The sequence below is a fragment of the Catenuloplanes atrovinosus genome (assembly GCF_031458235.1).
In the GTDB taxonomy this organism is placed as follows: domain Bacteria; phylum Actinomycetota; class Actinomycetes; order Mycobacteriales; family Micromonosporaceae; genus Catenuloplanes; species Catenuloplanes atrovinosus.
Map to the genome: position 1 here is coordinate 7349332 of NZ_JAVDYB010000001.1, position 25218 is coordinate 7374549.

Below are 25218 nucleotides of genomic sequence, written 5' to 3' on the forward strand. Positions count from 1 at the left end.
GACGACTCGCTGTCCCGCTTCGCCGGTTTTGCCCGGTGTCGGCGGGATCGCATTCGTCGGCTTCCCGACCAAGATCGCGACGGAATGTACGGCGGCCACGTTTCGCGTGACTCGCACCGTGGCCGGCGCACATCCGACCGTTGATCTTGCTCCGGTGGCGCGTTTCGGATGACCAGCCGCGGATCTTGCAGGGAGGCCGGCCACGGCCGACCGGTGCCCGCGGGAGCATGCGGAACGCAACCACGCCGGAAGCGGGAAAGGCTGAGAACCAAACCGGGCCGGATCGGACGACCGCCGGGATACCGAACCCGGCGCAACGTAGAGACCGGGCGAAGCCCGAAACGGGCCGAAGCCGCACACCGGCTGAAGTCACATATCGGCTGAAGCCGGAGACGGGGCGTAGCCAGACACCTCGCCGAGGACGGAACCGCCGGAAGCGGGAGACCGCCCCGCGCCGGGGGCTTCCGCAAGCCGGAAAAGCCGGAACCGGGAATCACCGCGAGCCGGGGAGCACCGCCTCAAGCGAGACACCGCCGCAGGAACGACATCGCCGCGAGCCGGGCAACCGCAGGTAGCGGGAGGGCTACGAGACCACGCCGGCTCGGTCCACGCGGAAGCGGGAGACGACGTCGTCGGCCGGGAGGGGGCGGTCGAAGTAGTAGCCCTGGGCGAAGCGGTAGCCCAGGGCGTACAGGCGGGACGCCTGGTCGGCGGTTTCGACGCCCTCGGCGACCGCGTGCAGGTTGAGGCCCGCGGTGATCTGGATGAGGGCGGTGACGATCACGGCCTGCTGGCCGTTGCCGCCGATGCCGGCGACGAAGGACTTGTCGACCTTGATGATGTCCACCGGGCAGGTGGTCAGCAGGCTCAACGACGAGTGGCCTGTGCCGAAGTCGTCCAGCGCCACGCGGAAGCCGAGGGAGCGCAGTGTGCGCAGGCTTTCCACGGCCGGGCCGCCGTCGAAGACCGCGGTTTCGGTGATCTCCAGGGTGATGGCGGAGGGGGCGACGCCGTACTCGGCGACGATGCCGGAGACCAGGTCGGGAAAGCCGGGCGAGCGCAGCTGGCGGGCGGATACGTTGACGTTGACCTCGATGTCGAGCTGGTACGCCGCGCGCCACGAGACGATCTGCCGGCAGACCTCGCGCAGCGCCCATTCGCCGAGCGTGTCGATGGTGCCGCTGCGTTCCGCGATCGCGATGAAGCGGTCCGGGGGCACCATGCCGTCGGTGGGGTGCCGCCAGCGCATCAGTGCCTCGACCCGCACGGTACGGCCGGACGGCAGCTCGACCACCGGCTGGTAGAGCAGGTGCAGCTGGTGGCGTTCGATGGCCTGGCGCAGGTCGGCGGCGAGCCGCGCCTCCTCGGCCGCGATCTGGTCCATGTCCGGGTGGTAGCCGACGAACACGGCCCCCTTGGCCTTCGCCACGTACATGGCGACGTCCGCGCGGCGGAGCACGTCCGCGCCGGTCGCGGCGTTGCCGTTGTCGGCCAGGCCGATGCCGGCGCTGACCTCCAGCTGGTGGCCCTCGATCACCACGGGTCGCTGCACGCGCGCGGCGATCTCGGCGCACCGCTCGCCGGCGGAGGCCGCGTCCAGGCCGGGCATGAGCACGGCGAACTCGTCGCCGCCGAGCCGCGCCACGGTGTCCTCGGTACGGACCGCGTGCAGCAGCCGCTCCGCGACCACCTCCAGCAGCCGGTCACCGGCCGCGTGGCCGAGCCAGTCGTTGACGGCCTTGAAGTCGTTGAGGTCGATCAGGAGTACGGCGAACCGCTCCCCCTCGGCCGTGGCCGCGTCCACCCGGGCGGCGAGCAGCGCGCGGTTGGCCAGGTTGGTGAGCGCGTCGTGCGAGGCCTGGTGGGCGAGCTGGGTCTGCACGGTGTCCAGGTCGTCCCAGGCGCTGCGCAGCGCCGCGAGGTTGGCGTCGACGGTGGCGAGCAGCCGCGCGTTCTCGCGGAGCACGGTGAGCTGCCGCACCAGCACCAGCGCGGTGAGGAACACGACGGTGACCGCGATCAGCATGGGCTCGGACGGGCCGCCGAGCCGGTCCTCGATCAGCAGCCCGCCGGCGGCGACCACCGCGACGTACGGCAGCACGCTGACCTTCACCCCTCCGGGCGCGGACTCGGCGCGCTCCACGGGGGCGCGGCGCTGCCGATCGGCCGAGAGGATCACGAACAGATAGGCGATGGGTACGGCGAGCATGCAGCCGTTGAGGTAGGGCCGGTCCGCGAGTGCGGGGCTGAGCGCCGCCGTGGCCGCGCTGCCGAAGGTGCCGATCGCCAGCAGGTGCAGCGCGCGCGGGTCGACGCCGCCGGTGCCGATGAGCGCGACCTTGACGAACGCGACGAGCGAGACGGCCGCGACCGCGACGATCGCGACCAGCGCGAAGTCGGAGCCGGTCGAGGAGCGCCAGGTCTCGACGTGCCGCAGCGAGAAATGCCAGCCGAAGAGTGAGACGGTGACCGCGATGACGCCGGCGTCGAGCGCGAACCGCAGCCGTTCGCCGGCCGTACGGATGCGGGCGGGCAGCCGGAACATCCCCCAGTGCGCGGCGGCCAGGCCACCCATGAAGATCAACGCGCTACGTGGGCTGGTCCGGGTGGGCGCGGGTCCGGCCTGGAGCGAGTCGTAGCACATGCTGACCGAGCCGGCGAAGACGAATGCGCTGGCCACGGCGATGGAGGCCCAGAAGCGCCGGACCGCGGGGTCGGCTCCGGGCACGCGGGCGGTGGCGCGGCACTCGTACGCGGCGAGCAGGCCCAGCACCGGCAGCGGCAGCCAGCCGAGCGCCGGCACCGGCCACTCGTACCACAGGCCGACCACGCACCAGACGATCGAGGCCAGGGTGAGCACGACCGCGGCGACGATCTGCGGCGTCGGCCGGAACGGGCGCACGGCGGCACCTGTTCCCACGCTCACGTACCACCTCCGCTGCGGCCGGTCCGCCGGTGGATCGCCGCGCGATCCATACGCATCTCATCGGCACCCGGGCGGCTACCTGAGTGATTCGGTTCAAGTGAGGCGGTAGACCATGGCCCGCTTGCGCCGCGTCTCCTCCAGGGCCCTCGGCACCGGTACGTCGTACGCCGCGACCTCGGTGAACAGCCGTTCCGGCAGGTAGCCGCGCCGCGCGTCGCCGACCAGCACGAGCGCGCCGGCCCGGGCCGCCCGGCGCAGGAACGCCCGGGCCCGCCCGGCGAGCGCCTCCGTGTAGAAGACGTCGCCGGCCAGCACCACGTCGTGCTCGTCCGCGGCGGCGTGCGCGGCCGGGTCGAGCAGGTCCAGGCGGGCGGTGCCGACCGCGACGCCGTTGGCCTCCGCGTTGAGCCGGATCGCGTCGAGCGCGTCGTCGTCCACGTCGGTGGCGGTGACCTGCGCCGCCCCGGCGCGCGCGGCCGCGACCGCGATGAGCCCGGACCCGGCGGCGAGGTCGAGCACTCGCCGGCCCGCCACCAGGTCCGGGTGGTCCAGCACGTACCGGGCGAGCCCCTGCCCGCCGGCCCAGGCGAACGCCCAGAACGGCGGCGGGCGGTCACTCGCGTACGCGCCGCCGCTGTGCGTCCACAGCCCGACCTCCGCTCCGGCCTGGTAGAGCCGCAGCTCGGGCAGGAACGGCAGGCCGGCGAGGCTGGCATGCGCCGTGACATTGTGCGACACCGCCGCATTGTGCCGGACCGGGTGCCCGTTACAGCAATCGGCGTGCGGTGGAGAACCCGTACATCTTCGACACCACGACGCCCTTCCGCGGGGTGGCCGCGTGCACCATCTTGCCGTCGCCGAGATAGATGCCGACGTGCCCGGACTGCGGCAGGACGACGTCGCCGGGACGCAGGTCGGCGCGGCGCACCTTCTTGCCCTTGCGGGCGATGCCGTGGCTGGAGTGCGGCAGCTTCACGCCGGCCTTCCGGTACGCGACCGACACCAGACCGGAGCAGTCGTAGGAGCCGGGACCTGCCGCGTTCCGCCGGTACGGCTTGCCGACCTGGTCGAGCGCGTACTCGACGACCCGGCCGGCGTCGCCGGTGTACCGCTTCACCGGCCGGTGCTTGCCGGCCTTGCGGTCGCGTACGTCGCGGAAGCGGCGGGACCGTTCCCCGTCGTGGCGGCGCACCTCGGTGCGCACCCGCTTGATCAGGCGCTGCTTCTGGTACGTGCCGGTGCGCCGCGTCATGCTCGGCCGCGCCGTCCGCGCCTCCGCGCGCCGTGGTGCGGTCCTGGCCGGTGCCGGCGCGGTCTTGGCCGTTCGCGGTGCCGCGCGGCGGGCCGTGCGGTGCGCCGCCCGGGCCGCGCGCGCCGGTCCGTCGTGGACCTCCGCGCCCGGGATGGCCGGGTGGATGCCGGTCCGCAGGCCCACCAGCCGGCCGGCCGTGGTCGCGGTGCGTGACCCCGGTGCGGCTCCGGTCGCGGAGTCGCGCTCCGCCGTGGTCGAGGCCGTCGTCGCGGTGGGTCGTCCCGCCGCGGCGTGCGAGTCGTGGGCGGGGCCGGCGGCGGCGATCCCGGCTACGGTGAGCGCCAGGACGCCGGTCAATGCCCGGCGAGTCGTCGGGACGTGCGTGATGCCTCCCAGGTCGGCCCGGGGCACTCTCGCGCATCCCCGGCAGCCGGTGGCTGGACCACCGGTGGGCGTGACCGCAACACGTGCGGCACGGCCTGGGAACCCGGACGGCTGACTTGTGTCGGCGTTCATTCTGCGCACGTCCGATGACAAAGCGCACGAATTCCGGCAAATACGGAATATGGCGAGAATTTGTCGCAGCCGATCGCGCGCGGTGGTGAGCCGAGCGGCTACCGCGTCCGTACCGCTCGATTGATCTTGGCGTTGAGCGCGCGGCGAGAGATCGGGCCGAGGTCGTCGACCACCTCCACCAGCACCGCGAGCTGCTCCAGCGCGCCCATCGCGTGCTGCGAGCCCTCGGCGTCCACACCGGCGTAGAGCTCGATGCCGACGAACGCGGCGGACACCGCCTTCGCCAGCCCGCCCAGGTCCGCCACCTCCGCGAACGGTGAGCCGGTGAGCAGCCGGCGCAGCACGGACTCGATCTCGTCGACCCACAGCTGCAACGCCGCGGCCACGGACGCGCCCAGCTTCGGATCGCCCTGCGCGGCCGCGAGCAGTTGCGCCAGGATCGACACGTTGCCCAGCTCGCGCTCCGCCACCTGCAGCTTGCGGCCCACGTCCAGAAGCTGGCGCAGCGAGGTGACCCGGGCGAACTCGGCGGAGTAGGCGGCGACGCGGGCCCGGGTGTGCATCGTGCAGGCCGCGGTCAGCAGGTCGTCCACGCTGCCGAAGTGGTAGAAGACGAGCGCCTGGTTGACCCCGGCGGCGGCCGCGATGGTGCGTGCCGACACACCCTTGATGCCGTGCTCAGTGACGGCGGTGAGCGTGCCGTCCAGCAGCTTCTGCTTGGTGTCCGACATCGGGTCTCCATTCGTGACTCCCGTCGACGGTACCGGCCGGGTGCGGCGGCGCGACGAACGCGTCCACGACCGCCTGGGCGACCGCGTCCACGCCGGGCAGCCGGAGGAACCAGCCGGTGTACGCCCAGCCGAGGTGCAGGTGTTCGAGCCCGCGCGCGACCGCGGCCACCCCGTGCGCGACGTGGCCGCCGGCGCCCGCGTACTCGGCCCGCCAGATCACCCCGGGATGCTCCCCGGCGGGCGCGACGACCAGCCCGTGCGGCCGCCGGTCGCGCAGGAACGCCGCGGTCGCGGCGCACGGCCCGCAGTCCGCGTCCAGCCACAGCACCGGCTCCGGCCCGTCCACATAGGGCGTCCAGCGCGGCCACCAGTCGCGGACCCGCCGACGGTACGCCCGCCACTCGTCACCGTGCCGGGCGGCCAGCGCGGCGCGCTCGTGCGGCTCCGCCACCGCGGCGCTGAACGCGACCGCGACCACGGCCGCCACCACCATCGCCCAGCTGCCCGCGGCCACCGCCAGCAGCAGCATCAGCGCGACGACGCTGAGCTGCATCGGGTTCGCCACGTACGCGTACGGCCCGGTGGTGATCAGCCGGTCCGGCGGGTCCCACGGGTACGCGGTGCCCCGCCCGCGCGTCGCGAACTCCCGCACCGCGAGCAGCGCCGGGATCGAGAGCAGCAGTGCGAGCTGCGCCCAGACGGCCAGGTGCTCGCGCGGCCAGGTGGCGCCGTCGAAGGTGAACGCGACGCGCGGGAACAGCCAGAGCGTGAGCCCGGCGAACACCACCAGTTGCCCCAGCACCCGCGCGGTCAGCCACCTGCGTTCCGCGACGGCCACGCCGAGCAGCACCGACGGGAGCATCACGCCGGCCGCGCCGATCAACTCGCCGATCCACCACCGCTCACCCAGCACCAGCAGCGGGGCCAGGCGCGGCATCGCGATCAGGTCCAGCCAGGCCAGCAGCGGCACGGTCAGCGGCCAGGGCAGCACGCGGCGGAACAGCACCGGCAGCGCGCCCCAGAGTGCGGCCCAGCCCAGCCACAGGTCGACCGGCATCCCGTGGAACGCGCCGTCGACCGGCGCGAAGCTCCACCACCCGGCGGTGCGGGCGACCGGGTCCAGCGCGGAGATGCCGACCGCGGCGGAGATGCCGGCCAGCAGGGCGGCGGCCCGCCCGTCCCGGGTCCGCTCCACCCGCAGTCCGATGAGGACCAGCACCAGCGGTACGAGCACGGTCGCGTACCGGGCGAGCACCAGGTCCGGCGCGCTCACGACAGCCGCAGCATGTCGAGGAAGTGCCCGGCGCCGGCCGTGGTGAGACCGTCCTGGAGCGGGCCGAAGTACCAGCTCGGGTCCAGGCCGCGCTCGTACTCCAGCGCCACGCGGACCTCGGTGTGCGACTCGTCCACCGCCCGCCAGGTCAGCTCCGCGCCGGTGAAGTCCATCCAGCGCGCGGTGATCGAGTCGTTGGCGACGATGTCGAACGCCAGCCGGCCGTCCCCGTGCTCGGCCACGCGCGTGGTCAGCCCGCCGCCCGGCCCGTGCGAGCTGCCGTGGTAGTTGAAGACCCACAGGTCACCCGGCTCCAGGCCCTGCCCGGCGATGTGTTCCGGCATCGGCACGCCCAGCGCGCGCAGCGGCAGCGAGCGGACCTGCACGCGGCGCGGCCCGGCCGCGATCCGCGCCTTCACCTCGGCGAGCGGCAGCGCCACGGTCCGGGTGTACGACGAGGTCTGGACCGGATCGACGCGCAGCTCCGGCGTGACGCCCTCGAGCCCGGCGGTGAGCACCAGCAGCGGCACGGGCAGCAGCGCGAGGCCGCGCCGCGGGTCCCGGCGGGCGCTCCGGCGGGCGAGTGTGATCGCGCCGAGCACCAGCCCGACCATGCCGTAGATCAGCGGCGCGGCCAGCACCACGCAGATGACGCCCTCGTGCAGGAAGACGGAGCTGAGCAGCAGCAGGATGGTGACGCCGACGAAGACCTGGCCGGCGCCGCTGCGCGGCCGGGCCAGCGCCAGCGCGGCCGCGCCCGCGGCGGGCATCAGCACGAAGAACAGCGCTGTGTCCATCCGGTCGGTTCCGGCGGCGTGGAAGAACGCGATCGCGCCGAGCACCGCGATGGCGCCGACGACGGTCAGCCGCGCGGTCCGCCACCGGGGCACCCGGGGCGGCCCCTCCACCGGCGCGTGCGACAACCGGTCCGGGCTTTCGTCGTTCGTCATGTCTTCTCCGATCCGGTGACCGCTTCAGCGAGTGCTTTAAGCGGTCGCTCAAGACGGGAGCGTAGCGGCGTTTGAGCAATCGCTCAAGACCCGATCGGCCATGGCGCACCGGTGCGTAACCGGGTAGAAACATCACGTCCCCCTTCTTCACCAGGCCGGTCGACGCGGTCGCGGCGCAGAGAGCGCTCTCCACCGCTGCCGCGGGACCGGTTTGTGATCTTGATAGGTAGGCAGATGGGCACCTTTTCCATGCGGCGGCGGGCGATCACGCTCGGCGTCGTGACAGCGGCCGTCACCGCGGCGGGGGTGATCCCCCAGCCCGGCGTGGCACTGGCGAACTGGGGCGGCGCACCCGACTTCGGGCCGAACGTCTTCATCTACGACCCCTCGACACCGGCGGCCGAGATCCAGGCGCGCTTCGACACGCTCTTCGCGGAGCAGGAACGCAACGAGATGGGCACCAGCCGGTACGCGGTGCTGCTCAAGCCCGGCGCGTACCAGTTGGACGCGCGGCTCGGCTACTACACCACGATCGCCGGGCTCGGCGCCTCACCGGACGACGTGAACATCACCGGCGCGGTACGCGTGGTCGGCCAGCCGGACCCGGGCTCGGTGGCCGGCATCTCCGCGCTGACCAACTTCTGGCGCGGCGCGGAGAACCTGGCCGTCACGCCGACCGACTGGTCCAACCAGTGGGCGGTCTCGCAGGCGTCGCCGATGCGGCGCGTGCACATCAAGGGCACGCTCTGGCTGGAGCCGGGCAACGGCGGCTTCTCCAGCGGCGGCTACATCGCGGACTCCAAGGTGGACGGCATCACCATCAACGGGTCGCAGCAGCAGTGGCTGACCCGCGACTCGGAGCTCGGCGGCGAGTGGACCAACGGCGTGTGGAACCAGGTGTTCTCGGGCGTGACCGGGGCACCGGCGCAGGGCTTCCCGAACCCGCCGTACACCACGCTGCCGACCAGCCCGGTCACCCGCGAGAAGCCGTACCTGTACGTCGACGAGCGCGGGAAGTACCGGGTCTTCGTGCCCGGCCTGCGCAAGGACTCCTCGGGTACGACGTGGGCGTCCGGCGCGGCGGCGCCCGGCCGGTCGCTGTCCATCAACGACTTCTACGTGGCCAAGCCCGGCGACTCCGCCACGAAGATCAATATTGCGCTCGGGCTCGGCAAGCACCTGCTGCTCACGCCCGGCGTCTACCACCTGCGCGACTCGATCAAGGTGACCCGGCCGGACACGGTGGTGCTCGGCATCGGCATGCCGAGCCTGGCGCCGGACACCGGCCGCGCCGCGCTCGAGGTCGCGGACGTCGACGGCGTGCGGATCGCGGGCGTGCTGGTCGACGCCGGCCCGCGCGAGTCGGACACGCTGGTCACGATCGGCTCGTCCCGGTCCTCCCGCGACCACTCGCGCAACCCGATCTCGCTGCAGGACGTGTTCTTCCGGATCGGCGGCCCGTGGGAGGGCAAGGCGCGCACCAGCCTGGTCGTGCACAGCGACGACACGATCATCGACAACATCTGGGCCTGGCGCGGCGACCACGGCAACGGCATCGGCTGGACCCGGAACACCGGCGACGTCGGCGTGATCATCAACGGTGACGACGTGACGGCCTACGGCCTGTTCGTCGAGCACTACCAGAAGTGGCAGACGATCTGGAACGGCGAGCGCGGCCGGACGATCTTCTACCAGAGCGAGCTGCCGTACGACCCGCCGTCGCAGGCGGCGTGGACCAGCCCGACCGGTCCCGGCTGGGCGTCGTACAAGGTCTCGCCGTCGGTGCGCACGCACGAGGCGTGGGGCCTGGGCGTCTACTCGTACTTCAACCAGGGGGTCGACATCCGCGCGGCCCGCGGCATCGAGGCGCCGGTGCGCCCCGGCGTCCGCTTCCACGACGCCGTCACGGTCTTCCTCGACGGCAGCGGCGGCATCGAGCGCACGATCAACGACGCCGGTACGCCGGTGGTCGGCTCCTACGGCACCAGCACGATCGTGGACTACCCGGCCTGACCGTTGCCCCGGGCCAGGCGCATCAGCAGCTCGACGTTGCTGCCGGTCTTGCGCAGTTGACCGAGCAGCTGCTCGATCGCCTGGCCCGAGTCGGCCGCGGCCAGGGCGCGGCGGAGGCGCTGGACGACGACGAGCTCGTCCGGCGCCAGCAGGATCTCCTCCCGGCGGGTGCCGGTGGCGTGCAGGTCCACGGCCGGGAAGACGCGGCGCTCGGCGATCTTGCGGTCCAGCTTGAGTTCCGCGTTGCCGGTGCCCTTGAACTCCTCGAAGATCACGGTGTCCATCTGCGAGCCGGTCTCGACCAGCGCGGTCGCGATGATGGTCAGCGAGCCGCCGTTCTCAATGTTGCGGCCGGCGCCGAGCAGCTGCTTCGGCGGGTAGAGCGCGCTGGTGTCCAGGCCACCGGTGAGCGTGCGGCCGCCGGAGCGGGCCTGCAGGTTGTACGCCCGGGCCAGGCGGGTGATCGAATCGAGCAGCACGACCACGTCGCGACCCTTCTCGACCAGGCGCTTCGCCCGCTCGATGGCCAGCTCCGCGACGGTGGTGTGCTCGTGCGGCGGCCGGTCGAACGTGGCGGCCACCACCTCGCCGTCGACCGAGCGGCGCATGTCGGTGACCTCCTCCGGCCGCTCGTCGACCAGCACCACCATCAGGTGCGCCTCGGGGTGGTTGGTGCTGATCGCGTTCGCCAGGGACTGCAGCACCATGGTCTTGCCGGCCTTCGGCGGCGAGATGATCAGCGCGCGCTGGCCCTTGCCGATCGGCATCGCCAGGTCGATGACCCGGTTGGTCAGGCTCTCCGCGTCGGTCTCCAGGCGGAGGCGCTGCTGCGGGTAGAGCGGGGTGAGCTTGTAGAAGTCGGGGCGGCGGCGGGCGTCCTCCGGGTCGCCGCCGTCGACGGTGAGGACCTTGGTCAGCTGGCCGCCGGCCGCGCTGCCGGTCAGGTGATCACCGCGGCGCAGGCCGTGCCGGTTGACCACGGACATCGGCACGCTCACGTCCTCCGGCGACGGCAGATATCCGTCGACCCGCAGGTAGGCGTGCCGGTCCTGGATGTCCAGGATGCCGTCGACCATGGCGAGGTCGCCGGCCGGGACGCGGGACTGCTGGGGCTTCTTCGCGCGACGCCGCGTGGTGGCGGGACCGCGTTCCAGGGTGTGGGTAGGGCTCATCGACGAGTCTCCTTGAGGGTAGAGATCGCTCGACATCCGGAAAATGTGCTTCGGAGAGCGATGTGCGGGAAAGCGTGTGGCCGCGGATCGTGGGCGGCGGACAACCTCGGGCGGCGCCGTTTCACACGGTGCTGCGACGCGCCAAGCTTCCGAGGAGGACTGCGGCCACCGTAACCCGTCCGGTCAAGGGCCGCAAGCCCAGCGACGGGTTTCCGCTACGCCGGGTAAGCATGCGTCTCGGTGGCCTTCACCGCCGCCCACACCGTTCGGCCGGGCGCGAGGTCGAGCTGAGCGGCTGCGGCGGGCGTCACATCCGCGGCGGCGGCGAGCGGTCCGGCCAGCTCGATGCGGAGATTGTCGCCGTGCCGCTGGATTCCAGCGATGGTGGCGGCCCAGATATTCCGCGGGCTGCCCGCCGGCCGCTCCGCGTGCAGCGCGACCGAGGACGGCCGGAACGCCACGAACACCTCGCCGTCCAGCGGATCGTCCACACGCAGCGTGAGGTTGTCCAGCGCCACGTCGTAGCCCGTGGCCCGCCCGCGGTAGAGGTTCAGGCCGACCAGCCGGGCCACGTAGTCGGTGCGCGGGCGCGCGGTCACGGTCGCGGCGTCGCCCTCCTGCACCACCCGGCCGCCCTCCACGATCACCAGCCGGTCGGCCAGCACCAGCGCGTCCAGCGGGTCGTGCGTGACCAGCAGCGTCGCGCCGGGATGCGCGGACAGGTGCCGTTGCAGCTCCGCGCGGGTCTCCAGCCGCGTGCGCGCGTCCAGCGCCGCGAGCGGCTCGTCGAGCAGGAGCAGACGCGGCCGTACGGCGAGCGCGCGGGCCAGCGCCACCCGCTGCGCCTGCCCGCCGGAGAGCTGCCGCGGCCGCTTCGCCGCCTGATCGGCCAGCCCGACCCGGGTCAGCCAGTCCAGCGCGGTGGCCCTCGCCTCGCGCCGCCGCACGCCGTGCCGGCGCGGGCCGAACGCCACGTTGTCCAGCGCGGACAGGTGCGGGAACAGCAGGTAGTCCTGGAACACCACGCCGATCGGGCGGTCCTCCGGCGGTACGGCGCTCAGGTCCTCGTCGTCGAGCCGGACGTGGCCGCCGGTGAGCGGCTGCAGGCCGGCGAGCGCGCGCAGCGCGGTGGTCTTGCCCGCGCCGTTCGGCCCGAGCAGCGCCACCACCTCGCCGGGCGCGATCCGCAGCGCGATGTCCAGCCGGAACGTGCCCCGGTCGACGGTCAGGCGCGCGTCGAGGCTCATGAGGCGGACCCGACCCATCGGTCGCGCAGCGCGGCCAGGATGGTGACGGAGACGGCCAGCAGGATCAGGCTCAGCACGATCGCGGCCTCCACGTCCCGTTCCAGCGCCAGGTAGACGGCGAGCGGCATGGTCTGGGTACGCCCCGGGAAGTTGCCCGCGAACGTGATCGTGGCACCGAACTCGCCCAGCGCCCGGGCCCAGCAGAGCACCGCGCCGGCCGCGATGCCGGGCGCCACCAGCGGCAGCGTGACGTGCGTGAACGTGGTCCAGCGCCCGGCGCCGAGGGTGGCCGCGGCCTCCTCGTAACGCGCGTCCGCGCCGCGCAGCGCGCCCTCCACCGCGATCACCAGGAACGGCAGCGCCACGAACGCCTCGGCCAGCACCACGCCCGCGGTGGTGAACGGCAGCGTGATCCCGAAAGCGGAGTCGAGCCACTGCCCGACGATGCCGCGCCGGCCGAAGACCAGCAGCAGCGCCACGCCGCCGACCACCGGCGGCAGCACCAGCGGCACGGTGACCAGCGCGCGGACCAGGCGCCGGCCGCGGAACTCGACCCGGGCCAGCAGCCACGCCAGCGGTACGCCGAGCAGCAGGCAGAGCACGGTCGCGAGCGTGGCGGTGAGCAGCGACAGGCGCAGCGCGGCCAGCACGCTCGGCTCGGCCAGCCGCTCCGGCAGCGTGCCCCACGGCGCCCGGATCAGCAGCCCGGCCAGCGGCAGCACCAGGAACGCCAGCCCCAGCAGCGCGGGGATCAGCAGCGCGGCCGGGACCCGCCGGCTACGGCGCCTGGAAGCCGGCATCCGTCAGCACCGCGAGGCCCTCGGCCCGGACGTACGCGATGAACGACTCGGCCGCGGCCGGGTTCGGCGCGTCCTTCAGCACCGCGATCGGATAGTCGTTGATCGCGGTGGCCGACTCCGGGAACTCCACGCCGTCCACGTCGGACGCGGACGCCCGCGCGTCCGTGCGGTAGACCAGCGCCGCGTCCACCTCGCCGAGCTTCACCTTGGCCAGCGCGGCCTTCACGTCCTGCTCCAGCGTGACCGGCGTCAGCGTCACGCCGGCCAGCGCCGTCGTCGCGGCGGCACCGCACGGCACCTCCTTGGCGCAGAGCGCGACCTTCAGCTCCGGCCGGGTCAGGTCGGACAGCCCGGTGATCTTCTTCGGGTTACCCTTCGCCACCGCGATGACCAGCTGATTCCGCGCGAACACGACGGGCGCGGACGCGGTGTTGCCCCGGTCCGCGACCGTGGCCATGGTGGCCGGCGACGCGGCGGCGAACACGTCGGCCGGCGCGCCCTCGTTGATCTGCGTGGCCAGGCCGGAGCTGCCGCCGTAGTTGAACGTGATGAACAGCTGCGGGTTCCGCGCCTGCATCTCCTGCCCGATCCGGTCGAACGACTCGGTCAGCGACGCCGCCGCGAAGACCGTGAGCTGCCCGGTCAGCTCGGCCCCGGCCGGAGCGGCCGAGCCGGTGCCGCCGGCGGGCGCGTTGTCCTGGCCGCCGCCGCAGCCGGTGAGCAGCAGGACCGCGACCACCACGATGCCACGCAGCCTCATGCCGTTCTCCTCCCCAGGGGTGCCGTCTCCACCACGACGGTGGTCGACTTGATCACGGCGACCGCCACCGAGCCGACCCGCAGGTCCAACTCGTCGACGGCCTCCCGGCTCATCAGCGACACGATCCGGAACGGGCCGGCCTGGAGGTCGACCTGCGCCATCACCGCGTCCTTGGTGACCGCGGTGACGATGCCGCGCAGCCGGTTGCGCGCGGACGAGGTCTCCGACGCCGGATCCGCGTGCTCGTGCTGCTCGCGCACGAACGCGGCCAGGTCCTCCCCCTCGACCAGCCGGTGTCCCTGCTCGTCCCGCCCGGCCGGCAGCCGCCCGCCGTCGATCCACCGGCGCACGGTGTCCGCGCTCACGCCGAGCAGCTCGGCCGCCTCCCCGATCCGAAAACGCGCCACGCTACCCACCTTAGGCCCCGCATCCGCGAGCCGAAACCCCCATTCGATCTCGCATTCGCGCCACGAGCGGGCAGGACTAGAGCTTCTGGCTCAGGTCGAAGACCGAGGTGAGCCGGCGGTCCGCCGGGATGGGCGCCTGCGCGCGCGGGTCGATGAGGTAGGCGCGGATGCCGGCCGCCTCGGGGCCGAGGAAGTCGGGCTCGAAGGTGTCGCCGACGAAGACGGTCTCGTCGGGGCGGGCGCCGAGCGCCGCGAGCGCGGTGGCGTAGATCTGCGGGTGCGGCTTGCGCCGGCCCAGCTCGACGGACGTTACGACCAGGGCGAACGCGTCGGACAGGCCCATCGCGACCAGGTGGTGCGGCACCAGCGAGGCCCAGTGCGTGTTGGTGACCACGGCGAGCTGGTAGCGCTCGGCCAACGCGCGGACGAAACGGCCGATGCCCTCGGGGTACGTCACGCCCGCGTTCCACTCGTCGAGGTAGGCGTCGACGAACTCGGCGCCCTGGGCGGCGGTGGAGCGGCGGCCCAGGATCTTCGGCAGGAAGTGGGCGGCGGCCTCCAGCATCGAGTACTCCCGGTGGCCGGCCTCGCAGATGCGGTCGAGCTCCAGGCAGGTGGCGGACCACTCGGCGAGCATGCGCTCGTAGCCGACCTCGACACCCCAGTTCCGGACCGTGGCATAGGTCTTGGGGTAGCCCTGGGCGGTGCGGCTGGACGAGTAGTCGACCAGCGTGCCGAAGAAGTCGAAGAGGATCCGAGTGGGCTGCACGGGATGCATCATCGCAGCCGATCCGCGATCGTCTCTACCGCGGACGGGGCCCCGTCGGCGCGGACGTGAGCATCGCGGCGAGGCGCAGCGCGGTGCGCGGGGCGGTGTCGCCGCAGCACGTGTTGATCAGGGCGTGCAGTTCGTCACCCTCGCCGGCCAGCTCGCGCAGCCGGCTCGCCCACTCGGCCAGTTCCTCGTCGCCGTACTCGTAGCGGAACTTCTCCCGCTTGTCGCCGGACTCCCACGCGTCGCTGTGACCGTGGAAGCGCACCACGGCCGGGTCCGCGGTGCTGACCGTGATCGGCGGTACCGACGACGGTGTGCCCTGCGGCATGTCCACGATCACGTGCGAGAGGTCGTGCGCCTGGAGGAACAGCAGCGTGTCCAGCACGTCGTCCTCGGCGAACCAGCTCGGGTGCCGCAGCTCCACCGCGACCCGGTGCGGCCGGCAGCGGTCCGCGGTCGCGATGATCCGCTCCTTGGCCCGCTCGCCGCGGGTCAGCCACGGCGGGAACTGGAGCAGCACCACGCCCAGCCGGCCGGCGTCCGCCAGCGGCGTGAGCACGTCGTGGAATCCGTCCCAGAGCCGCTCGTACGCGTCCGGGTCGAGGTCCCGGCGACGCAGCCGGGCCGCGCCGCCGGCCGGGCGGAGCGCGGCCGGGATCGCACTCGCGGGCGTGGGATGGCCGGTGAACAGCGAGAACGCCTTCACGTTGAAGGTGAAGCCGTCCGGCGTGCGCTCGGCCCAGGCGCGCGCGGTCTCCGGCGCCGGGATGCCGTAGTACGTGGTGTCCACTTCGACCAGGTCGAAGTGCCGCGCGTAGTACGCCAGCCGACCGGCCGGATCGTTGAACTCGCGCGGGTACCAGCCGGACGAGGTCAGCTCCCGGTCCGCCCAGCCGGACGTGCCGATCCGAATGCCACCCATGTAGTTCAGTGGACCGCGCTCAGCGGCATCCGGCAAACCGGGACACGATGGAGTGACGACGCGGTCAGGGGCGGTGCGCCGCGGCCAGCACCTCGTCCGCCACCGCCGTGGCCGCGTCCGGACGGCCGTGCACGCGCGCGGCCTCGGAGATCCGCTGACGGTACGCCGGGTCGTCCAGCAGGGCGATCAGCTCCTGGCGCAGCCGGTCCGGCGTCGCGTCCGCGGCCGCCAGCATGCGCGCGGCGCCCTGGTCGGCCAGGTGCCGCGCGGCGCGGCGCTGCTCGTCGCCCTGCGTCGGGATCAGCGGGATGTAGACGCACGCCTTGCCCAGCGCGTTGAGCTCCGCGATCGTGCCGGCGCCGCTGCGGGCCACCACCACGTCCGCGGCGGCGAGCACGTCCGGCAACTCGTCGTGGATGTACGGGAACACCGTGTACCGCTGCTGGAGCTGCGGCGGCAGCGACGCGTGCCGCTCGCGCATCATGTCGTAGGAGTGGTCGCCGCACTGGTGCAGCACCTGGGCGCGGGTGAGCAGGTCCGGCAGCACCTCGGAGATCAGCTTGTTGATCTGGAGCGCGCCCTGCGCACCGCCGGTGATGTAGACCAGCGGCAGCCGCGGGTCGAGACCGTAGCCCGCTATCGCCCGCTCGCGCTGGCCCATGAACACCTCGGGGCGGATCGGGTTGCCGGTGACCACGGCGCGGGACCGGGCCTTGGCCGGCAGGTGCTCGATCGACGACTCGTGGCTGACCAGGATGCGGGTGGCGAGCCGGGCCAGGATGCGGTTGGCCAGCCCGACCGCGAGCGTCTGCTCGTGCATGACCAGCGGGCGGCGCAGCAGCCAGGCGGCGACGCCGACCGGCACGCACACGTAGCCACCGGTGGAGACCACCACGTCCGGCTTGACCCGGGCCACGGTGGCGATCGCCTGGAGCACGCCCCACGGGATGCGGAACGCGTCGGCCAGGTTGCGCAGCTGGTCCCGCACGTTGATGTGCCGGCGCAGCTTGCCGGTGGTGATCGCCTTGAACGGCACGTTGTTCTGCACCGAGATCTTGGCTTCCAGACCGTGCGAGACGCCGACCCAGAGGATCTCGGGCTCGGTGCCGGCCCGGGACAGCCGCTCCCGGATGGTCCGGATCGTGGTCAGCGCCGGGTAGGTGTGACCACCCGTACCCCCGCCGGTGAAAATGATCTTGATCTCGCCCACCCGGGCGGCACTGCTGTAGATGGTCATGCGTCCTTCGCCCGCGGTGTCGCGCCTGAGGCCCCGAGTCTAGCGAGACGCCCCCACCGGTCAATGCGGCGACCACGTATCCGCAGCTCAGCACCGTCCGTGTGAGGCGCGGTCACGCACGGTCGCCGGCGCCGGAAGCCGCCGCCGAGTGGACAGCACCGCGTCACACGGGCGTCGATCACCGGCAGTGATAATCGATGCATGGTGCACACGGTCGCGCGGCTCGCGGAACGCCTCCGGGCCGCGCGGCAACAGTCGTTCGTCGGGCGGCGCCGTGAGCTGAGCGGCTTCCGCGACGCGCTCGCCGCCACTCCCGGCGCGTACGCCGTGCTCTACCTGCACGGCGCCGGTGGCGTCGGCAAGTCCACGCTGCTGCGCCGGTTCGCGGACGAGGCGCGCGACGCCGGCCGTGCCGTCGTGGAGATCGACGGCGGCGCGATCGAGGCCACGCCGGCCGGATTCGAGGCGGCGGCGGGCGCCGCGGCCGGTGACGAGGGCGTGGTGCTGCTCGTCGACTCGTTCGAGCGGTGCCAGGACCTGGAGGGCTGGCTGCGCGAGACGTACCTGCCGAAGTTGCCGGCCGGCGCGGTCGCGGTGCTCGCCGGGCAGGAGCCGCCCGACCCGCTCTGGGCGTCCGACGTGTCCTGGTCCGAGCTGCTGCGCGTGTCCATGCTCGGCGACCTGGAGCCGGGCGAGGCGGCCGCGCTGCTGCGGCTGCGCGGCGTGCCGGAGGCGCAGCACCAGCCGGTGCTGGCGTTCGCCGGTGGCCACCCGCTCGCGCTCAGCCTGGCCGCGTCCGCCGCCGCGTCCGCACCCTCGCCGTGGATGCCCACCCGCGACGTGCTCACCACGCTGATCGACCAGCTGATCGGCGAGGTGCCGTCGCCGCTGCACCGGCTCGCGCTGGAGGTCTGTGCGCACGCGGAGAGCACCACGGAGGAGCTGCTGCGCGCGGTGGTCGGCGACCGGGCCGCGACCATCTTCGACTGGCTGCGCCGGCGCCCGTTCGTCGAGTCCGACCGGTACGGGCTCTACCCGCACGGCGTGGTCCGCGGCGCGCTCGAGGCCGACCTGCGCTGGCGCGACCCGCAGGGCTACGAGCGGCTGCACCACAAGGTGGCCATGCACGTGCTGGACCGGGCCCGGAACGCGTCCGGCGAGGCCGTCCGGCCGGCCATGCGCGCGCTCTGGCACCTGCTGCGCGCCAACGACGTGCTCGGCACCTTCCAGAACACGCCGGGCCGGGTGGACGGCTCGGTGCACGCCGTGCCGCTGTCCGATCAGGACCACGCGGCGGTACGCGAGTTGGGCCCGTCCGCCGAGGTCCTGGGCTTCTGGCTGGCGCGGCGGCCGGAGGCGTTCACGGCGTACCGCCGCGTCACGGACGGTGCGCTCATCGCGTACGCCGCCCAGCTGCGCCTCACCGAGCCGGACCCGGACGAATTGGCCGCCGACCCCGCCGTGGCGCTCGCCTGGGCCGCGACCGAGGCGGCCCCGCCCCGCCCGGGCGAGCACGTGCTGATCACCCGCTTCCTGCACCCGCCGATCGACCGGCGCCCGCGCGAGGCCGGGATGCTGATGCAGATGCAGGTCCTGGAGGCGTGGATCCGGTCCGCGCGGCTGGCCTGGTCGTTCGTGGTGGTGCCGGAGCCCGACCGGGTGCTGCCGATCCTGACGTTCACCGACCACCACCCGGTCCCGGGCGGCGCCCGGATCATGATCGAGGGGGAGACGTACGGCGTGTTCGGCCACGACTGGCGGGCGCTGCCGGTCGACGCGTGGATCACCGCCCTGAACGCGCGCCTGCTCTTCGGCCCGGAGGCCCGGCCGGGGCGGCCCGCGTTCACGGTGCTGTCCCGCGCGGACTTCGACACGGCGGTCCGCGACGCGCTGCGGAACTGGCACCTGCCGGACGCGCTGGAGAGCAACCCGCTGCTGCGTACCCACCTGATCGGCGACCGGGGCGGCAACCCGGTGCAGACGCTGCGCGACCTGATCGTCGAGGCGGTCGACTCGCTACGCGACGACGCCCGGGAGGGAAAGCTGCACCGCGCGCTGGCCACCACGTACTTCCACCGCGCGCCGACGCAGGAGGCGGCCGCGGAGAAGCTCGGCGTGCCGTTCAGCACATACCGGCGGCACCTGACCCGCGGCGTCGAACGGGTGGCCGAACGGCTCTGGCAGCTGGAAGTCTGAGCGGGTGAACAACGACGGATCATGGCTGACCGACCGGGTGGTCGCGGCGGAGCGGGAGACCGGCACGCCGTTCGACCTCTCCGAGTGCGTGCGGGAGCCGATCCACCGGCTCGGCGGCATCCAGTCCTACGGCGCGCTGGTCGCGCTCCGGGCCGACACCATCGCGGTGGTCAGCGAGAACGCGTCCGCGCTGCTCGGGCCGGGCGCGGTGCCCGGCGCCCGCTACTGGGACCCGGCGCAGCTGGACGCGCTGCGCGCGCTGGCCGACGCGGACGCCGGCCAGACCGCGATGATGCCGGTCGAGGTGGACGGCCGGTGGTTCGACGCCACCGTGCACCGCTCCGACGGCCTGCTGGTGCTGGAGTTCGAGCCGGCCGCGGCGGTCACCACGCCGTTCACCACGTTCTACGCGCCGATCCGGTCCGCGCTGGTGCGGCTGCAGACGGCCACGACCGTGGTGGAGGCGGCCCGGGCCGCGGTGCGGGAGGTGCGGGCGATCACCGGCTTCGATCGGGTGGTCGCGTACCGGTTCGAGTCGGTCGACGGGCCCGGCGAGGTGATCGCGGAGGAGGTCGCCGAGGGCGAGGAGCCGTGGCTGGGGCTGTGGTTCCCGGCGACGGACATCCCGCCGCAGGCCCGCCGGCTCTACGAGCGGAACTGGATCCGGGTGATCGCGGACGTGGACGACGCGACCGTGCGGCTGATGCCCGCGGACCCGCCGCTCGACCTGTCGCTGTCCGTGCTCCGCACGGTCTCCCCGTACCACCTGGAGTACCTGCGCAACATCGGCGTGGCGTCGTCGATGTCGGTGTCGCTGCTGTCCGGCGGGCGGCTCTGGGGGCTGATCGCCTGTCACGGCCGTACGCCGCACACGCTCGGCCCGCAGTCGCGGGCGGCCTGCGAGTTCTTCGGCGTGGCGCTGTCGCTGCACCTGAGCGCGCTGGACGAGGGCGACGAGACGGTGGCGCGCGAGCGGTCCCGCACCGTGATCGCCCGGCTGATCGAGCGGATCGCGGAGGACCTGACGAACCCGGCCGGCTTCGAGCGGGTCGTGGACGCGGACGCGGTGGTCGTACGGATGGACGGCCGCACCTCCGTGCACGGCCGCGACCCGGGCCCGGAGGCGCTGGAGGCGCTCTGGGCCGCGCTCCCGCCGACCACCGCCGGCGAGCCGTGGCACAGCGACCGGCTCGGCGAGGACCTGCCCGCGATGGCGCCGTTCACCGGCGCGGTCGACGGCGCGCTGGTGCTGCCGCTGAGCGACACCGGCGATCTGGTGGTCTGGCTGCGCCGGGAGCGCACGTCGCCGCGCCGCTGGGCCGCCGACCCGGCCCGCCCGGTGGTGCTGGGCCCGCACGGTGAGCGGCTGACCCCGCGCGGCTCCACCGCGGTCTTCCTGGCCACGGTACGGGGCCGAAGCGCGCCGTGGACCCCGACCGACCTGGCCATGGCCGTCGAGCTGGGGCGCGCGATCATGCAGATCGTGCTCGCGCACACCCGCCGGCTGTCGACCCTCAACACGGAGCTGAGCCGCAGCAACGTCGACCTGAACTCGTTCGCGCACGCGGCCGCGCACGACCTGAAGGAGCCGCTGCGCGGCATCGCGAACCAGGCCGCGTTCCTGATGGAGGACAACACCGACGCGATGGACGAGGTGACCGCGCGGCGGCTCGCGTCCATCCAGCGGCTCGCCACCCGGATGGACGAACTGCTCAACGCGCTGCTCTACTACTCGCGGCTGGGCCGTACCGACCCGCACCGGGAGGAGATCGACCTGCGCGCGGCCGTGGCGCACGCCATGGAGATCGCCGGCCCCCGCCTGGAGACCGCCGCCGTCCAGGTCACCGTGTCACCCGGCGCGGTCATCCGCGCCGACCCGGTGCTGTTCGACGAGATGCTGGTCAACCTGCTGGTGAACGCGGCCAAGTACGCGCGCCCGGACGGCCCGCGCACGGTCGAGGTCGGCACCGTCGCCACCGGCGGCGGCCCGGCCGTGTTCGTCCGGGACAACGGCATCGGCATGCCGCCCCACCTGCGCGAACAGGCCTTCCAACTGTTCCGGCGTCTGCACCCCCAGGCCGCCGGCTCGGACGGCTCCGGCGCCGGCCTGGCGATCGTCCGCCGCATCGCCGAACGCCACGCCGGCCGCGTCTGGGCCGACGACTCCCCCGGCGGCGGCACCACCATCTGGGCCACGTTCCCGTGATCGGCCGCGGCGCCTGGGCTCGTGGTGACCGGCCACGGATCGTGCAGGGAGGCCGGCCACGGCCGACCGGTGCCCGCGGGAGCATGCGGAAACCGGCACCGCCGGAAGCGGGAAGATCGGCCCTAGGTTCTTGATCTCCAGTAGTCCAGGGTCTGCCGGAGAACGGTCTGGAACAGCGCGAAGTTGATCGGCTTGTAGATGTAGCTGTCGGCGCCGGCGGCGTAGCAGGCGTCCGCCTCGGCCGGGTCCTCGGAGGAGGTGAAGACCACCATGGTGAGGCCGGTCAGGTCCGGGTGGGCGCGAACGCGGCGGAGCACGTCGAGGCCGCTCTCGCCCGGCATGTTCAGGTCGAGCAGGACCATGCCGGGACGGGTGGCGCCGTCGGCGGTCAGGCGCGGCAGCACCTCGGCGGCGGAACGGACGAACTCCAGGCGGATGCCGGGGTGCGTGCGGCCGATGGCCCGGTCGATCGCCTCCACGTCCTCGTCGGAGTCCTCCACCACCATGATCAGGTCTTCGTTCACCGCTGCTCCGCTCTGATCGCCAGGACGGCGATGTCGTCGGCCCCCGTCGTGCCGAAATCCTTGGCGGCCTGGCTCAGCTCGCGCACCAGCGCGTCGACCGGCAGGTCCCGCAGGTGGCGCGCGGTCTCGCGCAGCGCCACGTCCTCGAACATCCGGCCGTCCCGGTCACGGCTCTCGGTCAGCCCGTCGGTGAACATCAGCAGCGTGTCACCGGGCGTCAGCACCAGCCGGGAGCGGCCGAGCCGGCTGTCGTCCGTGATCCCGAGCGCCAGGCCGCCGCCGCGACCGGCCGTCACCCGGCCGTCGCGGCGCAGCACCAGCGGCGCCGGGTGTCCCGCGGACGTCCACTGCACGCTGATGCCCGCCCTCGTCTCGCGCAGCAGCGCCACGCCCGCGGTGACGAACCGCCACGAGCCGTCCCGGCGCAGGCCGGTGTTGAGCCGGCTCAGCGCGCGGGCCGGCGACACGCCCTCCTGGAGCAGCGTGCCGAGCGTGTGCCGGGCCATCCCGGTCAGCGCGGCGGCCGCGGCACCCCGGCCGCAGACGTCGCCGATCAGCGCCGCCACCACGCCGTTCGACCGGACCACGAGATCGTAGAAGTCGCCGCCGACGTCCAGCGCCCGATCGCCGACCGCGTAGGCCGCGGCCACACCCATCCCGGGTACGGCCGGCAGCCGCCGCGGCAGCAGGTGCTCCTGGAGCGTGACCATCTCGCGCCGGCGCTGCTCGTACAGGCCGCTGTTGTCCATCGCCAGCGCCGCGCGATGCGCCAGATCGCCGAGGAAGCCCGGGTGCGGCAGCAGCCCGTCCGGGCGGTCGAAGAAGAACAGCAGCACGCCGAGCACCCGGCCGCGGGCCCGCAGCACCTGCGCGCGCAGCGTCCGCGCGCCCACCTTCGCGGCGTCGACCGGCTCGAACCGCTCGCCGTGCCCGGCCACCGCGCGTTCCGCCAGCGCGCGCAGCCCGGACCGCGCGTCGTCGTCGGCCAGCAACTCCGCCATCCGCCGCATGTCCACGTGCACCGCACTGCGCAGCTCCAGCCCGGTCACGTCGCAGGCGAAGACCAGGCAGCCCTCGGCGATCGCCGGGACCGTCATCCGCGCCACCCGCTGCATGGTCTGCGTCGTGTCCAGCACCGCGTCCATCTGCAGCGACGCCTCGGCCAGCAGCGCGTCACGCACCGACTGCTCGTCGTCGGCCCGGCGCCGCTTCAGCCGGGCGATCGCCTCCCGCGTGACGTCGATCACCTGCCACAGGCACCCGGCGAGCCGGCTCACGTCCGCGTCGTCGTCGACCAGCAGCTCGATCGTGCCGCCGGCCTCGCCGACGATCTCGAACCCGGCCACGATGATCTGCGCGGCCCCGACCCGGCGCAGCGCCTCGTCCCGTACGGCCACCGTCTCGCCGTGACCCCACACGCCCAGCCGCCGGGCCAGCGCCCGGTCCTCGTCGCTCTCCAGCGGCACGCCGGTCCACCGGTACTCGGCGACCTCGCCGTCGCTCACCCGGTGCCGCAGCCCCCACACCGCGACCACCCCCGGCAACGCCTGGAGCGGCGGCAGCACCAGCTCCGCCAACTCCTCACGGTCGGTGATGGCGCTGGCGGCCCGCCACAGCCGATGCAGCGCACCAGCCCAGACCCGGTCGCCGTCCCCCACGCCCACCACCTCCGGCCGTCACGCTGAGTAACACCCTGGCCACCGACCCGGTACAATATGTGACCGCTCCTCACGCCCCGCAAACCCAGGGAACCGCAGTCACCGCAGACGACCACGACACGCGCCCACCAGACTCGCAGGCACCCACGACACCCACCCACCAGAAACCGCAGGCGACCCACGACACGCGCCCACCAGAACCGCAGGCAACCACGACACGCGCCCACCACAACCGCAGGCAACCGCGAGACGCGCCCACCAGAAACCGCAGGCAACCGCAACACGCGCCCACCAGAAACCGCAGGCACCCACGACACGCGCTCACCAGAAACCGCAGGCGACCAGGAGACGCGCCCACCAGAACCGCAGACGACCACGACACGCGCCCACCGGATCGTGGGGCGTCCGGGGGCTCGGCCCCCGGAGTGGAATCCGGAGAGCGCCCCCGTCCGCGCTGTCCGCGGACAGGGAGCGCCCACGCTCGTAGGCCGCCGGGGACTCGAACCCCGAACCTATGGATTAAAAGTCCACAGCTCTGCCATTGAGCTAGCGGCCCGCGGCTGTCAGGGTACCTGCGCGGCACAGCGGACGCCTAAACCATATCGGCCGCCCGCCGGCACGCCGTCCGGCGCCGCGAACGACGACGGACCGGCCCCGTGGGACCGGTCCGGCTCGATGAGCGGAGGATACGAGATTCGAACTCGTGAGGGTGTGAACCCAACACGCTTTCCAAGTCTGCCGTGCGGCGTCCAGGAACCCCCGGCGGCGCGCGTGGGCTGCAACGGAGCAACCGAGTGGACTGCGACAAGCGGGGCCGAACCACGACGAACGAGACGATGTTTGAGACTGACGGTTACACCGGTCTTCGCGCGGCACGGACCCGCCACCCGGAAGTGAGGGATGAGACCCGCCTCACCCCTCACCCCAGCTCACTTCTTGGGCTTGCTCGGTGTCTGCGCCAGCGCACTAGCAGCGATGCTCTTGGTGCGGGACGACGAACGCCCGTCGCGAAGAGCCGCAGAAGCCTTGCGTGCGACAGCCTTGCTGGTAACCTTGCCCTTTGCCTTGGCCATTGGAGTTGATTTTCCTTTCTCGCCGTTAGACGAGAGGCCGATGACGCTCTCGGCGTTGCAGCGCCGGGAGCGTCGGACCTCCGCCGATGGTTGTGGAGGGCGACGGACGCGCGCCATCCGCAAGATCATGTTCCAGGACGAGCACTCCTAGCCGACCGGCGGGTACGGATCGGCGCCGTATGTGTACTCGTACTCAATCGTCCCGTCTTTCCGCAGGACGATGAGCTGGCTCGGCTGGTTCGCCTTCGCGATCCCCTGCCCGGCCGCAACTGCCTGCTCCTTGGTGCTGTGGGTCGACAGCACCTCGGCGTTGTACTTGACCTGCCACATCGGGCCGCTGGGCACAACGAAGAATCTCTTGCGCGTGGCCAAGGCCACTCCTTTCGTAAAGACAGCTCGCGCACGACGAGCCATCGCCGACCTCCCGGTCATGCAACCGGGTTTGTGCTGCTGACTCGACTTTGAGTTGATCGAGGACAGCCATGGCAACCTTAGCTACGGACTCCCTCGACGTCAACCCAGCCAACCCCAATACGACGGTTGCCAGGTTTCCCCTGCAAACCGGCTATGGTAACTTGAT

General features: G+C 72.9%; 18 protein-coding genes, 1 tRNA gene and 2 pseudogenes. 3 read left to right on the top strand and 18 right to left on the bottom strand.

The annotated features are described in order from the left end of the window. Positions 1 to 583: 583 nt before the first annotated feature. From J2S41_RS32735 to J2S41_RS32760, 6 genes and pseudogenes are all read right to left on the bottom strand, one after another. The gene (locus J2S41_RS32735; RefSeq protein WP_310373796.1) at positions 584 to 2926 is read right to left on the bottom strand and encodes a putative bifunctional diguanylate cyclase/phosphodiesterase; all 2343 of its coding nucleotides are present in this window, start codon (positions 2924 to 2926) and stop codon (positions 584 to 586) included. Between the two features lie 93 nt (positions 2927 to 3019). Continuing rightward, on the bottom strand, positions 3020 to 3664 hold the full coding sequence (locus J2S41_RS32740) for a class I SAM-dependent methyltransferase (protein WP_310373797.1): 645 nt from the start codon (positions 3662 to 3664) through the stop codon (positions 3020 to 3022). Positions 3665 to 3692: 28 nt separating this feature from the next. Continuing rightward, the gene (locus J2S41_RS32745) at positions 3693 to 4535 is read right to left on the bottom strand and encodes a C40 family peptidase (RefSeq protein WP_310373798.1); all 843 of its coding nucleotides are present in this window, start codon (positions 4533 to 4535) and stop codon (positions 3693 to 3695) included. Between the two features lie 257 nt (positions 4536 to 4792). Continuing rightward, complete coding sequence (locus J2S41_RS32750; RefSeq protein ID WP_310376696.1) at positions 4793 to 5365, bottom strand: TetR/AcrR family transcriptional regulator; 573 nt, start codon at positions 5363 to 5365, stop codon at positions 4793 to 4795. Further along, positions 5272 to 6683, bottom strand: a pseudogene (locus J2S41_RS32755) (methyltransferase family protein). The gene J2S41_RS32750 and the pseudogene J2S41_RS32755 overlap by 94 nt, the downstream one beginning before the upstream one ends. Before the next feature lie 11 nt (positions 6684 to 6694). After that, a complete protein-coding gene (locus tag J2S41_RS32760; RefSeq protein ID WP_310373800.1) occupies positions 6695 to 7648 on the bottom strand; it encodes a hypothetical protein in 954 nt (317 codons plus the stop codon). 234 nt (positions 7649 to 7882) lie between these two features. Here J2S41_RS32760 and J2S41_RS32765 point away from each other — a divergent pair, with 234 nt between their 5' ends. After that, positions 7883 to 9661, top strand: coding sequence for a pectate lyase-like domain-containing protein (locus tag J2S41_RS32765; protein WP_310373802.1), 1779 nt, complete (start codon positions 7883 to 7885; stop codon positions 9659 to 9661). On the opposite strand, the pseudogene rho reads toward J2S41_RS32765, so the two are convergent. The 8 genes and pseudogenes from rho to J2S41_RS32805 all read right to left on the bottom strand — a co-directional run. Continuing rightward, positions 9649 to 10809: pseudogene (gene rho / locus J2S41_RS32770) on the bottom strand (transcription termination factor Rho); the annotation flags it as partial. The gene J2S41_RS32765 and the pseudogene rho sit on opposite strands and share 13 nt — an antisense overlap. A gap of 239 nt (positions 10810 to 11048) precedes the next feature. Further along, complete coding sequence (locus J2S41_RS32775; protein ID WP_310373805.1) at positions 11049 to 12080, bottom strand: ABC transporter ATP-binding protein; 1032 nt, start codon at positions 12078 to 12080, stop codon at positions 11049 to 11051. Continuing rightward, entirely contained in the window at positions 12077 to 12880 is an 804-nt protein-coding gene (locus tag J2S41_RS32780; protein ID WP_310373806.1) for an ABC transporter permease, read from the bottom strand. The genes J2S41_RS32775 and J2S41_RS32780 overlap by 4 nt, the downstream gene beginning before the upstream one ends. After that, a complete protein-coding gene (modA, locus tag J2S41_RS32785; protein ID WP_310373809.1) occupies positions 12858 to 13640 on the bottom strand; it encodes a molybdate ABC transporter substrate-binding protein in 783 nt (260 codons plus the stop codon). Before modA ends, J2S41_RS32780 begins: the two co-directional genes overlap by 23 nt. Continuing rightward, positions 13637 to 14047: a TOBE domain-containing protein gene (locus J2S41_RS32790; protein ID WP_310373810.1), complete on the bottom strand. Its 411-nt coding sequence runs from the start codon at positions 14045 to 14047 to the stop codon at positions 13637 to 13639. The genes modA and J2S41_RS32790 overlap by 4 nt, the downstream gene beginning before the upstream one ends. A gap of 76 nt (positions 14048 to 14123) precedes the next feature. Beyond that, the gene (locus tag J2S41_RS32795) at positions 14124 to 14816 is read right to left on the bottom strand and encodes an HAD family hydrolase (protein ID WP_310373812.1); all 693 of its coding nucleotides are present in this window, start codon (positions 14814 to 14816) and stop codon (positions 14124 to 14126) included. Between the two features lie 34 nt (positions 14817 to 14850). After that, entirely contained in the window at positions 14851 to 15744 is an 894-nt protein-coding gene (locus J2S41_RS32800) for a DUF72 domain-containing protein (protein ID WP_310373814.1), read from the bottom strand. 64 nt (positions 15745 to 15808) lie between these two features. Further along, positions 15809 to 16981, bottom strand: a complete 1173-nt coding sequence (locus tag J2S41_RS32805; protein ID WP_310373815.1) for a UDP-N-acetylglucosamine--N-acetylmuramyl-(pentapeptide) pyrophosphoryl-undecaprenol N-acetylglucosamine transferase — start codon at positions 16979 to 16981, stop codon at positions 15809 to 15811. 201 nt (positions 16982 to 17182) lie between these two features. Here J2S41_RS32805 and J2S41_RS32810 point away from each other — a divergent pair, with 201 nt between their 5' ends. Together J2S41_RS32810 and J2S41_RS32815 are read left to right on the top strand one after the other, a co-directional pair. Continuing rightward, positions 17183 to 19177 carry an AAA family ATPase gene (locus J2S41_RS32810; protein WP_310373817.1) on the top strand — a complete coding sequence of 665 codons (1995 nt, stop codon included), beginning with the start codon at positions 17183 to 17185 and terminating at the stop codon, positions 19175 to 19177. A gap of 4 nt (positions 19178 to 19181) precedes the next feature. Beyond that, positions 19182 to 21383 (top strand): ATP-binding protein, encoded by a 2202-nt coding sequence (locus tag J2S41_RS32815; RefSeq protein ID WP_310373819.1) that lies wholly within the window; start codon positions 19182 to 19184, stop codon positions 21381 to 21383. Positions 21384 to 21505: 122 nt separating this feature from the next. On the opposite strand, the gene J2S41_RS32820 is transcribed toward J2S41_RS32815, so the two are convergent. The 4 genes from J2S41_RS32820 to J2S41_RS32835 all read right to left on the bottom strand — a co-directional run bounded on the left by J2S41_RS32820 (position 21506) and on the right by J2S41_RS32835 (position 25010). Continuing rightward, positions 21506 to 21907 carry a response regulator gene (locus J2S41_RS32820; RefSeq protein WP_310373820.1) on the bottom strand — a complete coding sequence of 134 codons (402 nt, stop codon included), beginning with the start codon at positions 21905 to 21907 and terminating at the stop codon, positions 21506 to 21508. Then, positions 21904 to 23565 (bottom strand): PP2C family protein-serine/threonine phosphatase, encoded by a 1662-nt coding sequence (locus J2S41_RS32825; RefSeq protein WP_310373821.1) that lies wholly within the window; start codon positions 23563 to 23565, stop codon positions 21904 to 21906. Before J2S41_RS32825 ends, J2S41_RS32820 begins: the two co-directional genes overlap by 4 nt. Before the next feature lie 484 nt (positions 23566 to 24049). Beyond that, positions 24050 to 24121: transfer RNA gene (locus J2S41_RS32830), tRNA-Lys, on the bottom strand. 664 nt (positions 24122 to 24785) lie between these two features. Next, on the bottom strand, positions 24786 to 25010 hold the full coding sequence (locus tag J2S41_RS32835) for a DUF2188 domain-containing protein (protein WP_310373822.1): 225 nt from the start codon (positions 25008 to 25010) through the stop codon (positions 24786 to 24788). Positions 25011 to 25218: the final 208 nt, after the last annotated feature.